At 32.4% G+C, this 15,471-nt stretch carries 17 protein-coding genes; 2 read left to right on the forward strand and 15 right to left on the reverse strand.

All coding sequences use genetic code 11. The annotated features are described in order from the left end of the window. Positions 1-100: 100 nt before the first annotated feature. The 4 genes from ACSUE0_RS08525 to ACSUE0_RS08540 form a co-directional block, all read right to left on the reverse strand. Entirely contained in the window at positions 101-1,588 is a 1,488-nt protein-coding gene (locus ACSUE0_RS08525; protein WP_119613691.1) for an APC family permease, read from the reverse strand. A 63-nt stretch (positions 1,589-1,651) separates the two neighbouring features. Continuing rightward, entirely contained in the window at positions 1,652-2,014 is a 363-nt protein-coding gene (locus ACSUE0_RS08530) for a DUF423 domain-containing protein (RefSeq protein ID WP_119613709.1), read from the reverse strand. A 26-nt stretch (positions 2,015-2,040) separates the two neighbouring features. After that, positions 2,041-2,406 carry a DUF5327 family protein gene (locus ACSUE0_RS08535; protein ID WP_119613690.1) on the reverse strand — a complete coding sequence of 122 codons (366 nt, stop codon included), beginning with the start codon at positions 2,404-2,406 and terminating at the stop codon, positions 2,041-2,043. Between the two features lie 3 nt (positions 2,407-2,409). Further along, positions 2,410-3,066, reverse strand: coding sequence for a uracil-DNA glycosylase (locus ACSUE0_RS08540; protein ID WP_119613689.1), 657 nt, complete (start codon positions 3,064-3,066; stop codon positions 2,410-2,412). A 246-nt stretch (positions 3,067-3,312) separates the two neighbouring features. Between ACSUE0_RS08540 and thiD the strand changes: the two genes are divergently transcribed. Further along, positions 3,313-4,143 carry a bifunctional hydroxymethylpyrimidine kinase/phosphomethylpyrimidine kinase gene (gene thiD / locus ACSUE0_RS08545; RefSeq protein ID WP_119613688.1) on the forward strand — a complete coding sequence of 277 codons (831 nt, stop codon included), beginning with the start codon at positions 3,313-3,315 and terminating at the stop codon, positions 4,141-4,143. Between the two features lie 278 nt (positions 4,144-4,421). Beyond that, positions 4,422-4,592 carry a C1q-binding complement inhibitor VraX gene (gene vraX / locus ACSUE0_RS08550; RefSeq protein WP_017723548.1) on the forward strand — a complete coding sequence of 57 codons (171 nt, stop codon included), beginning with the start codon at positions 4,422-4,424 and terminating at the stop codon, positions 4,590-4,592. A 258-nt stretch (positions 4,593-4,850) separates the two neighbouring features. Here the strand turns inward: vraX and ACSUE0_RS08555 are convergent, their stop codons facing one another. The 11 genes from ACSUE0_RS08555 to ACSUE0_RS08605 all read right to left on the reverse strand — a co-directional run bounded on the left by ACSUE0_RS08555 (position 4,851) and on the right by ACSUE0_RS08605 (position 15,457). Continuing rightward, on the reverse strand, positions 4,851-5,297 hold the full coding sequence (locus ACSUE0_RS08555; RefSeq protein ID WP_119613687.1) for an ASCH domain-containing protein: 447 nt from the start codon (positions 5,295-5,297) through the stop codon (positions 4,851-4,853). Between the two features lie 299 nt (positions 5,298-5,596). Next, complete coding sequence (locus ACSUE0_RS08560; protein WP_436956970.1) at positions 5,597-7,009, reverse strand: MFS transporter; 1,413 nt, start codon at positions 7,007-7,009, stop codon at positions 5,597-5,599. 192 nt (positions 7,010-7,201) lie between these two features. Further along, complete coding sequence (locus ACSUE0_RS08565; RefSeq protein WP_119613685.1) at positions 7,202-7,465, reverse strand: hypothetical protein; 264 nt, start codon at positions 7,463-7,465, stop codon at positions 7,202-7,204. 1 nt (position 7,466) lies between these two features. Beyond that, positions 7,467-7,829: a hypothetical protein gene (locus tag ACSUE0_RS08570; RefSeq protein ID WP_119613684.1), complete on the reverse strand. Its 363-nt coding sequence runs from the start codon at positions 7,827-7,829 to the stop codon at positions 7,467-7,469. Continuing rightward, positions 7,801-8,943, reverse strand: coding sequence for a thiolase family protein (locus ACSUE0_RS08575; protein ID WP_119613683.1), 1,143 nt, complete (start codon positions 8,941-8,943; stop codon positions 7,801-7,803). The genes ACSUE0_RS08570 and ACSUE0_RS08575 overlap by 29 nt, the downstream gene beginning before the upstream one ends. After that, positions 8,943-10,310 carry an AMP-binding protein gene (locus ACSUE0_RS08580; RefSeq protein WP_436956973.1) on the reverse strand — a complete coding sequence of 456 codons (1,368 nt, stop codon included), beginning with the start codon at positions 10,308-10,310 and terminating at the stop codon, positions 8,943-8,945. Before ACSUE0_RS08580 ends, ACSUE0_RS08575 begins: the two co-directional genes overlap by 1 nt. A 340-nt stretch (positions 10,311-10,650) precedes the next feature. Further along, entirely contained in the window at positions 10,651-11,826 is a 1,176-nt protein-coding gene (locus ACSUE0_RS08585) for an NAD(P)-dependent malic enzyme (RefSeq protein ID WP_119613681.1), read from the reverse strand. A gap of 68 nt (positions 11,827-11,894) precedes the next feature. Further along, complete coding sequence (locus ACSUE0_RS08590; protein ID WP_436956975.1) at positions 11,895-13,238, reverse strand: 2-hydroxycarboxylate transporter family protein; 1,344 nt, start codon at positions 13,236-13,238, stop codon at positions 11,895-11,897. A gap of 580 nt (positions 13,239-13,818) precedes the next feature. Next, positions 13,819-13,983, reverse strand: coding sequence for a hypothetical protein (locus ACSUE0_RS08595; RefSeq protein WP_182475179.1), 165 nt, complete (start codon positions 13,981-13,983; stop codon positions 13,819-13,821). Between the two features lie 231 nt (positions 13,984-14,214). Then, positions 14,215-14,583, reverse strand: coding sequence for a YbaN family protein (locus ACSUE0_RS08600; RefSeq protein WP_119614937.1), 369 nt, complete (start codon positions 14,581-14,583; stop codon positions 14,215-14,217). A gap of 154 nt (positions 14,584-14,737) precedes the next feature. After that, positions 14,738-15,457, reverse strand: a complete 720-nt coding sequence (locus ACSUE0_RS08605) for a response regulator (RefSeq protein ID WP_119614936.1) — start codon at positions 15,455-15,457, stop codon at positions 14,738-14,740. Between the last annotated feature and the right edge of the window lie 14 nt (positions 15,458-15,471).

A 15,471-nucleotide genomic window follows, 5' to 3' on the forward strand; every position in this document is an offset into this window, starting at 1 on the left:
AAAAAGAAGGACAGCTCATCATAGATTGCTGTCCTTCTTTTTTAAATAATTAAATTTTTACTATCCCATGTTAAATACATATTTTTACGAGAAATAATAACTATTGATTTGCTTTCTCTGACTTATGTTCATTTATTAGATCTACGACGTCATCTTCTGAACGATTTAAAATCAATCTGCTTAATTTATCGTTGTCCATACGCTTCAGTTTTGGATAGCGCACTACAAAGAAGATTAAACCAATCACTAACCAACTACCTAATGCAATATATGAAGGTACAGATAGTGACGCTGGTGAACCAGGTACTAATAATAACAATAAGAAAATAAATGATACGATTGAACCTAAGATTGCAAATATTTTATAAACAGGGCTATAGGTATTGCTAGATTTATTAAAGCTAAATAACCTAGCTGCTGACAGACAAGTAATAAAGTATGCAATAGATACTCCTGTTGACGACATATCGACAATCCAAGTCAATGCAGTACGTCCTAACCACGGTGCAATTAACGTAATAGCAACTAAGAAGATAATTGCAATATATGGTGTTTTGTATCTATTATGCAATTTACTAAATACTGATGGCATAATACCTGAACGGCCCATAGAGAATAGCAAACGACTAGAGCTCATTAAGAAGCCATTTAATCCAGTGAAAATCCCCATGATAATTGCAATTGCTAACACTGCTAAACCAATATAACCAAAGGCTTCTCGTGTTACAGCACCTGTTAACCATAAGTTTCCATTTAAACTGGTCGACGAAGTACTTAACCAACTAGTGTATAATATCATCAATACATAGGTAAATGCTGCAGCTAACAAACTATATACAATAAGTTTGAATGTTTTATTAGGCGAAAAATCAAATTCTTCAGCTGTCTGTGGTATATTATCAAATCCAACATATGCCCATGGCGCAATTGCCACAATCATTATGATTGAAGTAAACCATCCCTTACTTTCATTGGTTAATGGTTGTAAATTTTCAAAAGAAAAGTTATTACCAAAGAAAGAACCGAAAAATAATAATAATATTGTAATAACCATTGCTACACAGAAATAGTATTGCAGAGACCCTGAAACACTTGCACCTTTAATTGCTACAAACATAAAAACAATTAATAATAATGAAGCAATGAGGATTTCAGTGATATACACATCCCATCCTGCTATCGTATATAATTTACCAGTTTCTAAAACATCAGGTAATAAAAATTTAATTAATAAACTAAATGCTGTGGCGTTTAATGCGACCACACAAATATATCCAAATGTTAAGAACCAGGATGAGAAGAAACTTACGTACCTCCCAAACCCTAAAAAACTAAATGCAAAGGCTCCGCCTGAAACAGGAAAACGTTCTACTAATGCACCATAACTTACTGCTATAAGTATCATTAATAATGCACCGATTACGATACCTATCGCTGCAGAAACTGGGCCTGATTGACCTATCCAGTCACCAGGTAATATAAAAGCACCCCAACCTATACACGATCCATAGGCGATTGCCCATACAAATTTCTCAGATAAATTCTGTTTTAAATCTCCTCTATCTATCTGTTTTTCATTTTGACTCATAAATAAAATTCACCTCATGAAGTGTATTATACCCATAAGTTGAATTCTATAACAATTATAAATTTATAATTTAATCGTTGCTATAACTAACATTAGCCAGCCAACAATAAATAGTACGCCGCCAATTGGCGTAACCGCGCCTAATATACGAATTTGAGTTAAAGCTAAAATATACAATGAACCACTGAAAAATATAATACCAAAGAATAGTAACCAACCTGCCCAATTGACATTAATCGATGTAGTACCACTAATGATACCTATCGCTAATAATCCTAGACCATGATACATCTGATAAGTTGTTGCCTTTTCCCAAATTGATAAGTATTTTTCCGATAGTTTATTTTCTAATCCATGTGCACCAAAAGCACCTGTACCCACTGCCATCATCGCATTAAGAGCACCTAAAATAATAAACACTTTCATCATGTTAATTTCCATCCTTTCATCATTTAAAAATCAAAAATTGAGTCACCATTACCTATTTCATCATCTGTAAGCAATTTATTAGAATTTAATCCAGTGTCGGTTGTCACATTCTGACTGGAACTATTTGGAACTTTTCCACCCATCGCTCGGATTTCATTTTCAGAAATATGCGATTTAGTATTTCCTTGTTGTACTGTTGATGATTTAAAAGAAGATGATACATTAAAACTATTGTCAGTATAACGTTGTTTATTAGAACGAGTCTCAGTAACTAATGATGTTAATGTATGAATCGCATATATATGCTTCTCAAAATCAGCATTACTTTGAGCTTCGTCTGCTTGGACTAACTCCTGTTCAATCAATTGAATAATCTTTTCTTTTTCCATATATTAATCCTCACTCTCACACCAATTCACTGGTTGAATGCCATTTGTTTGTAAATATTTATTTGTCAGAGAATACGGTTTTGATCCAAAGAAACCACGATATGCTGACAACGGACTCGGATGTGGAGACTGAATAATATGGTGTTTTGTAGTGTCTATTAGCTTAATTTTCTGTTGCGCGGGTTTCCCCCATAAAATAAACACGACATTTTTCAATTGTTCAGATACCGCTTTTATCACTTCATCGGTAAAGACTTCCCAGCCAATATTTTTATGGGAATGCGCTTCCCCATGGCGAACCGTCAAAACAGTATTTAATAATAAGACACCCTCACGTGCCCAATCCTGTAAATGTGGAGATTTTCTTATACAACCAATATCATCTTCAAGTTCTTTATACATATTTCGTAAAGAAGGTGGAAACTTGGCATCTGGCTGCACTGAAAAAGCTAATCCATGTGCTTGATTCGGTCCATGATAAGGATCTTGGCCTAATATGAGCACTTTCACGTGTTCAAAAGGCGTTAAATCAAATGCTTGATAAATATTTTCTCTATCTGGATACACCACTTCAGTAGTATATTCTTTTTCTAAAAAATCATGCATGGCAGTAAAGTCATGTCGTGTAGTTATATCATGAAAAATATCCGACCATTCCATATCGTCTCACCTCATTCATATAGTAACATAAAGAACCACTTTTTTGCTTTAGCAAAATTAGTGGTTCTTACACTTGAGCTTATGCTCAGGTGTTCGCTTGGTTTATTAATTTAATGACCCTCACTTACGTAAATCCTTTTAAAACCTTGCAACCTTCTCAAAGCCTCCTTTATCAACACCTCATTATTTAGAATACATGTTAAACATGGTATGATAAGTGCAAAAGATATTTAGGAGTGAAATTTAATGGCATTGAAAAAAACATTAACGATTGCCGGTTCAGATACTAGTGCTGGAGCAGGCATGCAAGCTGATTTAAAAACCTTCCAGGAATTAAACACATATGGCATTGTAGCCCTAACTTCAATCGTAACAATGGATGAAAAAACATGGTCACATGATGTAACACCAATTCCATTTGATATATTTGAAAAACAATTAGAAACAGCAATTTCAATTGGTCCAGATGCAGTGAAAACAGGTATGCTAGGTACACAAGAAATTATCAAACGTGCCGGCGAAGCATTTGTTGAGTCTGGCGCAGACTATTTTGTTGTAGATCCAGTAATGGTATGTAAAGGAGAAAACGAAGTACTGAATCCAGGTAACACAGATGCAATGGTAGAATATTTATTACCAAAAGCTACTGTTGTAACACCAAACTTATTTGAAGCTGGTCAGCTTGCCAATTTAGGTACTTTAAAATCAATAGATGATATGAAAAAAGCCGCCGAAATTATTCATCAACAAGGTGCAGCACACGTTATTATTAAAGGTGGTAAAGCATTAGACCAAGATAAATCATATGACCTTTACTTTGATGGCAAACAGTTCTATCAATTAACAACAGATATGTTCCAACAAAGTTATAACCACGGTGCTGGTTGTACATTCGCAGCAGCTACTACTGCATACTTAGCAAATGGCCAATCACCTAAAGATGCTGTTATCGCTGCAAAAGCATTTGTAGCTTCAGCAATTAAAAATGGTTGGAAAATGAATGACTTCGTTGGTCCAGTTGATCACGGTGCATTTAACCGCGTTGAACATATTGATGTAGAAGTTACAGAAGTTTAAATAAACAAGAGACAGAAACACACCTCATTGAAAGCATGCTTTCAATGAGGTGTGTTTTCTTTATATACTATGGAAAGTTTTGAAAAATGGGTTATGAACAATTATATAATACAAACTTCAAACAACCTATAAAAATACACCAAACATGCGCTATTATATAAATGTTCAAATAATATACGACATTAGTCTGATAAAAAGTTGATACTGTAGACTCATGTATTTACTTTGTTTTTCTATTAATATATTAAGTGTAGAGAGATAAAGGAGGGAATCACAACATGATTATCTACAAACAAGCTTTTGAAAATGGTAACCCAATATATGAAATTATCACCAAGACTTTCAAAACAATTTCTGTTAAATTCGATGAAAATTTCAACATGAATGAATTATATAAGTTACTCTCTCTACTTGAAAATGATGTTGATAACATGAAGTTAAGTTATTAAGCACATTTTCTATACATCGAAGACTTTGCAGAAAATGCAATATGAAGAATTCACAATTTAAGATATACAATTAACTCCCCTTTAAGAAATATGAAGTTAAAAAAGCAAAGCATGTATAAGTTGTCCCCTTATACACGCTTTGAACACACACAACCCTATAAACACTCACCCTAAGTGGTACATAGTTAGGCAAAGATTGTCCCCTTTGTTTGCTTGGAGAGCAACCTCGAAGCAGTTCTAACTTATGTACCACTATTTTTATACATATAGCAATTTAAATTCTTCACATACTACGACAATTGATTCATTAAATTCCAATCCTAAAGACTCATAATACGGCTTAAAGAAATCTATATGTGCTTTACGCCAATATGCTAACGACTTGTCACCTTCGCCTTCTAAGTAGGCATGATGTTCAGTTACTTCATTAAAAGGAGTTTGATAAACTCGTGTTGTTTGAATTACACATTGGGGATGACCTTTTTCATTTAAGATGACACTAACCTCTCCTATTTGAGGGAGTGGTTCCTCTTCAACTTTATAAGATTCATAACCACTTGTCGTTGCAGTTTTTTCACCTTGTTTTACTAATTTAGCTAATTCATCTTCATCAACACCAAAAGACCATGCTTCAAATTTCATACCTTTATATTCTGGGAATACTTCAATAAATTTTCTCCAATACTGTTCTACTGTAACAGCCATATTCATCCTCCTAAGTTTTCTCAATTAACCTTAAGATAACATAAAAAAACAGTCCTGGACATTGCATGTCTGGAACTGTTTAATCATATAGACAGTAAATGACTGAAATGAACATAAGTATTTTTAGTCCTTGCAATCCGTTTACTGAATTAGTGATGCTCGCACATGAATATTAACTCGATTGTTTCTTTCATCAAAAACTATTTCATTCCTCATCATAGTTAATAGAAAGGGACAAAAATCATTTTATATAAAAAATTGATTTTTGTCCCTCTTTTAACTATATTTGAAATTTTTAATTACACGCGCTTATCTTTCGTCCACCATAATGCTTTATCAGGATTATCTTTATAGTACTCATATTCTTCGTCACTTTCGACATTAGGATACGAACCTTTAAGTGATTTGCCTGCTGTACTTACATGTAATAACGAAATAATGATAATACCTGCAATACTCACGGCTGTTAAATAATAAGCCGGAGATAACGGGTCACCTGTTTTCGCTACAAGTGAAGAAGCAATTAATGGTGTCGTACCACCAAATAAAGATACTGATACATTAAACGTTACAGCTAAAGTTCTGTACCTAATATGTGTATAGAACATAGTTGGTAATGAACCTGGCATAGTTCCTTCATATGTTGATAAGAAGAAACCTAAGATAAAGATACCAACGATAATGAAAATGATTGACGTTGTTTGGAAAAGTGAAAAAGCAGCAATGCTTAATACTGCAGTACCAACCAATCCAATTAAAAATACATTTTTCTCACCAATTCTATCAGCAAGTCGACCAAACATTAATGCTAATGGAATCATTACTGCCATAACAACTGTAATTAAGATAGATACTGTTGTACTATCTAATTTAATAATTTGTTGTAAATATGATGGCATATATGAAGTTACCATATAATTTGTACAGTTAAAGAACGCAACTGCAACAAAACATACAATAATATCTTTATAATAATATCTAATAATAGTTAAGAAACCAATATTATCTCTTTTCGGTTTATCTGCAAGTTCATTTTCGTATACTGGAGATTCTTCTAGTTTTCTTCTTAAATAAAAACCAAAGATACCTAAGAATAAGCCTAAGATAAATGGAATTCTCCAACCCCACGAAGCCATTTGATCATCACTTAAGAAGAAGAATAATAATCCACTTAATACTGAGGCAGCAATATAACCTGATAATGTACCAATTTCCAGGCCAGAACCAAGTGTATTTCGTTTTCTATCTGGCGAAGATTCTGCTATATATACCATTGCACCTGCATATTCTCCACCTGTTGAAAACCCTTGTAACACTCTACCTAATAAGAGCAGTATCGGGGCCCAAACACCAATTTGGTCATATGTAGGTAAAATACCAATGAGTAATGTAGAGAATGCCATCATAATGATGGTTGTTGTTAATACTACTTTCCTACCGTATTTATCTCCAATCATACCGAAGATAATACCACCGACTGGTCTAAGTAAGAACGCGATTGCAAATGTTGCAAACGTAAATATTGTTTTGAGTTGATCATTTTCTACCGAACTGAAGAAGTTTTGCCCGAGTATCACTGCTAAATAAGAATACAAACCAAAGTCAAACCATTCCATTGCGTTTCCGATACCTGTAGCAAACACAGTTTTTTTAGCAGTTTTGGGATCAACCTTATTTATACTACTTTTATCAAAATCCTTTTCATAATCCATGAATATGTCCACTCCCTTTAACATGTTATACAATTATACGTAGTTAATGAATATTGTCAAACTGTCCTCAACCTTTTAATCACTTTTTTCTTTATTTTTATGCAAAAAATGCATATTACTCTTTTTATTTTTTGCACATATAAAACTTATAACAAAATAAAAAAATGAGTTCCGTTAAGTAAATATGGAAACTCATTTTTTAGTTATGCGTATTTTTATTTTGTTATTTTCATTTAAAATAATTAATTTATTAGGTTTTTCAAATTTAACTTTAATAACTTCTGATATTTCAATCGATTCAACATATTTCACTTTGTAAGATGACCAATTCACTTTTGCTTTTGTAAGCGCTATTTGAACTACCATTTGACCGGGAACAATTTGCTCATGTACTGGATTGTGATCATTAATTAATGTTAAATATTTTCTTACTTGTTCTATATTTAGCTCGAACATTTTAAATACACTCCAAAAAAGTTTGCGTAATAGATATACATTTATATTTATTTTTATTAATTTCTAATTTGACTATATACTTCATATATTGACGTACTTTCTTACATCCAACAATATACATATGTGCTAAATAATATTCATTTACACTTATAGGTTGTATTTGAGTAACTTCGGTTTCTTTAAGTAAAATTTCATTTTCTGTAAATTTTTGAAACAAAGTGAACTCTGGCCATAGCTTTGCGCACAAAAGTGGCGGGACTGTGTTAGTTAACTCATCACCAAATAGTTGGTTGTAAATATTCACTTCCTTATCATTGAATATAACTTCTCTAACTTCATGACCATCGTTCAAATATCGCTCCATTTCCCATGCCACCTCCAATCCCCATAGTTGCAATAGTTCTATAGTAATCCTTCATATAAAACAAGCGTGTAACCAATGCCGCACCACTTGCACCATATGGATGCCCTGAAGCAATTGCCCCACCATATATATTCAACTTATTTAGTGATATACCTAACTCTCTTTGACTTGCTAATACTTGAGATGCAAATGCTTCGTTTAATTCTATAGCGTCTAATTCATCTATCGTTTGTTTATTTCTCTTAAGTAGTGTGTTTACTGCAGGTACTGGTCCAATTCCAAGTAAAGTAGGATCAACTCCCACTGTAATACCATCTTTAAAAGTTAAACCCTCTTGTATACCATAAGCTTCAGCCATTGCTTTATTCATAACTAATAATAATACTGCGCCATCGTTCTTCATACAACAATTTCCTGCAGTGACTGTTCCTTCAGTTAACAATGGTTTCAAACGATTTAAAGTGCGTTCATTCATTCTTTCTTTAATACTTTCGTCTCTGTTAAAAATTTCACCTTTCACTTCTAACGAAACAATTTCCTGATTAAGTTGCTTTTGTTTATAAGCCATAATCGTCTTTCTATGACTTTCAAATGCAAACGCATCCTGATCATTTCTTGATATATTATATCTTTGCGCTACATTTTCTGCAGCTTGTATCATCGATGGATCTTGGCTATCTGGTGCAAAAGAAGCACGTTCAAAAAATTCAGGCAACTGTGTGTCATATACGGAATGCGGCCTTTTAATCTTCCAAGGTGCTCTACTTGTACTTTCTACACCACCAGCAATATATATGGATCCCGCACCTACTTGAACCATTCGACATGCATGTATCACTGCTTCTAATCCAGAACCACATTGCCTATCTAATGTAAGACCAGGAATATTTTGATTCAATCCAGCTTCCAGCAAAGCTTTTCTAGCAATATTGCCACCATTTCCGACCACATTACCCAAAATAACATCATCAATTTCTGTCATTATATCTGCATATTGTGCATTAAAATGCTCAAATAATGGTTTTAATAATACTTCTGGTTCTAAATGCTTTAATTTCCCACCATATTTACCAAATGGAGTTCGTTTGGCTGCGACTATAACCGCTTCATTCATTATTTTAACTCACCCTTTAAATAAAGACTTCTCATATATTTACGTGCAATTTTACTACTTTGTGTATAATGCATTTCACTTACTTTCACTAACTTTGATGGCACCTGATAACGAGCCAAATATTGAGTTAAAAAATATTTTAACTCACGATACTTCACTTGATGATTACCCGTATAAAGCAATACAGCGATTTCACCAAATTTTGAATGAGGCTCACTAATGACTAATACTTCATTGAATTCTTTAAAATTTTGAGCGAAAAGTTCTATTTCACTTGGGTAAACATTTCGACCTCCAATAATCATTCGATCATGTTGGCGTCCATGTAAATATAAGTAACCTTCTGAATTTAATGATGCAAAATCACCAATTTCTATCCAGTAATCATTGGGAAGTGGATCCCCAATATATCCACTAAAGACCATGTTACTCTTAACTTTTAATTTACCAATACCACGTTCATCAACTTGATCGAGATTGATTGTAACATTAGGAAACAGTTTGCCTACAGAATGGCTAGGTGCATCATTATTATAGTTATAACTAATAAAACTTGCCTCCGACGTTCCAAAGAACTCTATTAATGTAGCGTTAGGAAAATATATTGCTACACTATCTCTTAAACGATGTTGCAATTTATCTCCGGTCGTAAATATATATCTAATTTGTTTCACAGAACTGTTCCAGGCAACACAAGTATCTAACATTGTAGGAACTACAAATAAAGCGCAATGCTTTATTGTTTTTTCTGTTTTCATTCTATTCATTAATACTTTTGCATTAAATTGTTGCTGCCCAATAAATTTCCGACCACTATACAAAGCAAAGATGCACACAAATAAAGATAAAGAGTGTGATAGTGGCCCTGGTGCAATCATACTATCTATTTCATCTGCCATTAATTTTTCAGTTTCTTCATATGAATATAGCCATGACAACTCATTTCTATAATACGCTTTAGGCAGTCCTGTCGTTCCAGAAGTAAAACCAATATGTAATATATTTTCTATCTCTGTAGTATTTTGTTCTACTTGTTCAAATAATATGACTTTTAAATCATTATTTATAAGATATGCAATATCGTATTTTTCTATGAGCTTATTTACTTGCTCATGAGTCCATCGAAAATCCATAACACAAGGTATGCACCCTTTTTTGATTAAAGCTAAATAATACAATACTGTAGACATCGGATTGTTTATCGTAAGTGCAACACATTGATTTTCAGGAATATCATGTAATTGTTCTACAATCGCTACTATGCGTTCTTGCAACGCTTTATAACTTATAAGTTCTTCATCAAATTGAAGCGCACAATCGTACGCTTGATATTGCGCGTACCTTTCAATATTTTTTAATAATTGCATTTTCATCACCTTATTGTTAACTATAATAATATTAATGTTAACATTTATTATATAGATTTCATATTGTTCGGTGTAGCTATATACTGTTTCTTTTGCAAATGCTTTTATATTATATTATTACGATTTCTATACAATAATTCCATTTTAAATAAAAAAGTCGACATGATTTCAGAACAGAAACATCATCCTCGACTCATATCGACCTCATTTATTATACGATTTAGAATACTCTCAACAACATTTATAAGAAATAGAATTTTTAATATTGGTAACTTTGAGTAAGTTTAAAAATCAGTTACAATTATTGACTATATCAATCATCCACTTCATTTAAATCAATTTATTTATGGACTGTTTCCAAAGCTGATTTCTCAACTGCATTGGCTACCGTTGTTACCACTTCTGAATTTAATGCATGTGGAATTACATAGTCTTTACTTAATTCATTTTCAGAAATAACATTTGCAATACCCTGTGCAGCAGCTACTTTCATTTCGTTCGTAATATTCTGCTTACGCGCATTTAAAATGCCTCTAAAGATACCTGGGAACGCTAGTAAATTATTAATTTGATTTGGATAATCAGAACGTCCAGTTCCTACAACAGCAGCTCCCGCAGCAATTGCTTCCTCTGGAAATATTTCAGGTATTGGATTGGCTAATGCAAAGATAATTGGCTGATCGCTCATCGCTTTAACGTGACTTTCATTTAAAACATTAGGTGCTGAAACGCCTATGAATACATCTGCCTCTTGAATTACATCATCTAAACCACCGCGTTTTTGCGTTAAATTAGTCACTTCAGCAATTGCTTTTTGTGCATCATTCATCCATGTCTCGCCTTGACAAACTACGCCTTCAATACTTAATAATACGATATCTTTATATCCAGCACTTAATAATATTTGCGCAATTGCAATACCTGCTGACCCTGCTCCATTAATTACTATTTGTACTTCGTAATCTTCTTTCTCTACTACTTTTAATGCATTAATTAATGCAGCAAGCACAACAATAGCCGTTCCATGTTGATCGTCATGAAATACAGGAATATCTAATGCTTCTTTTAATCTTTTTTCAATTTCAAAACAACGAGGTGCTGCAATATCTTCTAAATTTATTCCTGCAAAATTAGGTTGAAGTGCTTTTATAATATTAATAATTTCTTCAGTATCTTTAGTATCCAAACAAATAGGAAATGCATCTAAGTCCGCAAACTTTTTGAATAATATACTCTTTCCTTCCATGACTGGTATCGCAGCTTTAGGCCCAATATCACCTAACCCCAAAACCGCTGTCCCGTCTGAAACAATACCAATCATATTACCTCTAGACGTCAATGTATTTACCTTTTCTTCATCTTCAGCAATTACATTACACACTTCTGAAACCCCGGGTGTGTATACTGTACTTAAATCTTCTTGCGTATTCACATCTACTTTACTATTAATTTCCAATTTCCCTGCATGTTTTTTATGAAGCTCTATAGATTCAGTTTTATAGTTTTTTATAGTCATGTATTTCTACTCCCTTAATTAATTGTTATTTCGTCTTTTATTTATAAATAGTTGTGAATGCATTCTTACTAGCTTAATAATTTCATTAAGAATGTTGCAGCTATTACTGTTGATACGCCACCTAATCTTGTTGCTACTTGCGCAAATGGCATTAATGACATGCGTTTTGATGCTGATAAAATTGCAACATCACCTGTGCCACCTAAGCCACTATGACACCCTGTAACAATCGCAGCATCAACTGGATACATTTTCATCAATTTGCCGACAAAAAATCCTGAGCCAATCATCGTTATAACCACTGAAGCGCAAATCACAATATATGCAGGTGAAACAATCTTAACAACTTCCTCTAATGGTATATACAACATACCTAGACCAACCATAAGTGGCCAAGTCAAACTTGTCGATATAAATTTGTATAGCTGGTGTGCACCTTGTTCCATTTTATTAGGCATTAATTGTAAACATTTAATCAATGTAGCCAATAAAATCATAATAACTGGTCCTGGGATGCCAATAAACTTGTGTGCAAGATCACCAAAAACAAAGAATGTACAGGCTATTAATAATCCTGCTCCCATAAGTGAAAAATCTACTTTCTTATTATCATCGTTTGTATCAGCTGCCATCTCTTTATCATCAGATGCTTTTACCAATGTCCCATTACCAGATAATGATTTTTTCTTTTCACCTAGTCTCATCATTAATCCAGCTGTCACTACTGCAATAATATTACCAATAACAGCTGCTGGTATCATTTGTGCAACAAAGGATTCGGCAGACTCTCCTAAAATTGATGAATATGCTATTGATAAAGGTAAAATGCCTTCTCCAATTCCTCCACCAATAATAGGTACAATAATATAAAATAATGTATGCTTAATTTCATAACCAAATAACATACCTACAAGTAATCCAACAATAACCGCTGTTAAAGTACCTACAATTAACGGAATAAACATACGGGTAAACCCCTGTATTAAAACTTTACTCTTCATTCCTAAAATACTACCGACAACGAGACATGAAATATAAAAATATAAGAAGTTTGATGTTTTCATTAACGTTGTAACGGCGTTCATCGAAGCTGTATTAAACACACCTAAAAAGACTAAAGTAGATGGTATTAATAAAGCTAAAATTGCAGGACCACCTATATCTTTTAAAATTGGAATTTTCATTCCTAAATCACCAAACAATACCCCTAAAATCATAATGATTGCAAAACCACCGATCATATCAGCCGGTAACGCATTGTAAACAGAGGCAATAAATATGATTACTGCTAATGTTATATAGAGAGGTAAAGGTATAACCCCTACCTTCATATGCGTTAATTTCGACCATATTCGGTCATCTTTTTCTACCCCATCTATAGTAAGCGCTTTCATTTCACTTTTAGATATCATTGACATCCCCCTTAAATAATGAATATTTTCATAATATTGCTAAACGAGGAGGAATGATAGATTATGTAAATTTTTAAATCTTTTTGTAATTAAAAAAATCAAAAATATGTAACATTATTGAATAATAACGGGTAAACAGAATAATATTTTGGTTTAAAGATTATTACAAGTAGAGTTATTTTAATAATCATTTATTACCCAGGTTATAAAAAATATCAAGTACCCTTACGCTAAATTAATGATTGATATTATAGGCATACTTTCCTTTATTGGCGTGGTAATGACTATAATTATAAATTTCTATATGCATAAGCGTAATACTACTTTTGAAATGGGATTTAATGTCGCTGGCAGTAGCTTTATCCTTTTATGTGTATTACTTTGTATTACAATTTTATGTGCTATTGTTTCAACTATATTTAAAAGAATAAAATAATTTTCTTGTTAAAAAGCTCCCCGAAATCGACTATATAGATTTCGGGGAGCTTTTCTATTCATATTATGTAATATAATTACTAGAATTTATAAAATTTAAATCTATAACTTTTAAAACCAATTAGCATTATGTTCAAGTTTCTAACTAGTCAAAGAAATTCATTAATGTCATTACAAAAGTCAAAGCACAAGCAATTAGGATGACTGTCTTACCTTTTTCTGTTTTCTCATTTCCTTGTTTGTACGCTTTAAGCACAAACAACCAAGAAAGTATCACTAAAATACCCAAAATAATACTGATAAATTTCATTTTCAATCCTCCATTTATAAAGGATAATGCTTAAAAAACTAGTTTTTATGCACATCGACCATATACCATTATTTTTAAACCATCACTTGTAATCTGCTTATTGAGTTTGTGAGATTACATATGATCATTTGTCCATTTCTATCTTTTATAAATACAAATAGTCAAAACAAAAGTTGAATATAGTTTAATCGCCATCGCCATCTTATTATTGCTTATTTCTAATTTTCAGGCTTAAAAATGCTTAGGTAATGTTTTAACAACTGTAAATAGTACAATTGTTTGGATGATCAGCATTATTACCAAACCTAGTCTTATTAATGAATGATCTATCATAAAAATCGAAAATCCAACAACAATATAAACACTAATCAATAACTTGAATTTATTTTTCAAAGTATAGCCTTTGTTGTTTTTAAAACTTTCTACATAAGTTATATAAACTTTAGTATTTACTAACCAGTTTTCAAATCTCTCCGAGCTCTTGGAAAAACAAATAACAGCAACTAACAAAAATGGAGTCGTAGGTAATAGCGGTAATACAGCTCCTACAAAACCAATAATTGTAAATAATACACCCATAGTAATTAAAAAGTATTTCAAAAAAACACTCCTAAAGTTAATTAATTCTAATTATAAACTAATTAGATACCTTTTTGAACTTTAGACTTCAATCATAATGCAAGTTGAGCAGTAGATATTAAATCTGCAGTTATGAACACTACAAAGATTTACTTGAGGCACTATTAAATACTTTCTAGGTAATTGATATATATCTTTGTAGAAAATCGATATTTTTCTTTTTGAACTTATATAAATAAACTGGTCTACCAATGCCATAAGTGAGCGACTCTTCAAGAATATCTATTTCTACTAAAAACTTTAAATATTTACGTACAGAAACTCTAGATATATGGGCCGCTTCTGCAATTTCTGCCGTAGAAAACTCACTTTTTTCTGATTGATTTACATTATTAACAATCGCTTGCAATGTACTCTTCGTTAAACCTTTAGGGAGTGTCGCTTTAGTTTCATGAATGGTATTGCGCTTATTAAGTAGAGCCTCATCTAACGCGGTTTGATCTACTACTTCACGTTGGTTAAATATTTGAAATTTATTCTTATATTTAACTAATGCTTGTTCAAATCTTTCAAATTCAAATGGTTTAATTAAGTAATCAACCACTCCATAGTGTAGTGCAGTTTGAACTTTTTCTATGTCTGAAGCTGCAGTAATTAGGATCGCGTCTGTTTTCAACTGATGCTGACGTATATAATTTAGCAATGTTAATCCACTTTCATCTGGTAAATAGACATCTAATAACACCAAATCAACCTTCTTACATTGAAGTATTGCTGTGCCATCTTTAATGTTATGTACGATATCGTTTATATTAAATCCTTCTATTTTTTCTAAAAATTGCTTGTTTAATTGAGCGACCATCGGATCATCTTCAACAATTAATACATCAATCATCTTTACCCCTTCTT

Source organism: Staphylococcus sp. AS1337 (assembly GCF_051408735.1).
Taxonomy (GTDB): domain Bacteria; phylum Bacillota; class Bacilli; order Staphylococcales; family Staphylococcaceae; genus Staphylococcus; species Staphylococcus xylosus_B.

What these genes read in the sequence shown, in the direction of transcription:
- ACSUE0_RS08525 (WP_119613691.1), bottom strand. Translation starts at nt 1,588, where the DNA reads ATGAGTCAAAATGAAAAACAGATAGATAGAGGAGATTTAAAACAGAAT.
- ACSUE0_RS08530 (WP_119613709.1), bottom strand. Translation starts at nt 2,014, where the DNA reads ATGAAAGTGTTTATTATTTTAGGTGCTCTTAATGCGATGATGGCAGTG.
- ACSUE0_RS08535 (WP_119613690.1), bottom strand. Translation starts at nt 2,406, where the DNA reads ATGGAAAAAGAAAAGATTATTCAATTGATTGAACAGGAGTTAGTCCAA.
- ACSUE0_RS08540 (WP_119613689.1), bottom strand. Translation starts at nt 3,066, where the DNA reads ATGGAATGGTCGGATATTTTTCATGATATAACTACACGACATGACTTT.
- thiD (WP_119613688.1), top strand. Translation starts at nt 3,313, where the DNA reads ATGGCATTGAAAAAAACATTAACGATTGCCGGTTCAGATACTAGTGCT.
- vraX (WP_017723548.1), top strand. Translation starts at nt 4,422, where the DNA reads ATGATTATCTACAAACAAGCTTTTGAAAATGGTAACCCAATATATGAA.
- ACSUE0_RS08555 (WP_119613687.1), bottom strand. Translation starts at nt 5,297, where the DNA reads ATGGCTGTTACAGTAGAACAGTATTGGAGAAAATTTATTGAAGTATTC.
- ACSUE0_RS08560 (WP_436956970.1), bottom strand. Translation starts at nt 7,009, where the DNA reads ATGGATTATGAAAAGGATTTTGATAAAAGTAGTATAAATAAGGTTGAT.
- ACSUE0_RS08565 (WP_119613685.1), bottom strand. Translation starts at nt 7,465, where the DNA reads ATGTTCGAGCTAAATATAGAACAAGTAAGAAAATATTTAACATTAATT.
- ACSUE0_RS08570 (WP_119613684.1), bottom strand. Translation starts at nt 7,829, where the DNA reads ATGGAGCGATATTTGAACGATGGTCATGAAGTTAGAGAAGTTATATTC.
- ACSUE0_RS08575 (WP_119613683.1), bottom strand. Translation starts at nt 8,943, where the DNA reads ATGAATGAAGCGGTTATAGTCGCAGCCAAACGAACTCCATTTGGTAAA.
- ACSUE0_RS08580 (WP_436956973.1), bottom strand. Translation starts at nt 10,310, where the DNA reads ATGCAATTATTAAAAAATATTGAAAGGTACGCGCAATATCAAGCGTAC.
- ACSUE0_RS08585 (WP_119613681.1), bottom strand. Translation starts at nt 11,826, where the DNA reads ATGACTATAAAAAACTATAAAACTGAATCTATAGAGCTTCATAAAAAA.
- ACSUE0_RS08590 (WP_436956975.1), bottom strand. Translation starts at nt 13,238, where the DNA reads ATGATATCTAAAAGTGAAATGAAAGCGCTTACTATAGATGGGGTAGAA.
- ACSUE0_RS08595 (WP_182475179.1), bottom strand. Translation starts at nt 13,983, where the DNA reads ATGAAATTTATCAGTATTATTTTGGGTATTTTAGTGATACTTTCTTGG.
- ACSUE0_RS08605 (WP_119614936.1), bottom strand. Translation starts at nt 15,457, where the DNA reads ATGATTGATGTATTAATTGTTGAAGATGATCCGATGGTCGCTCAATTA.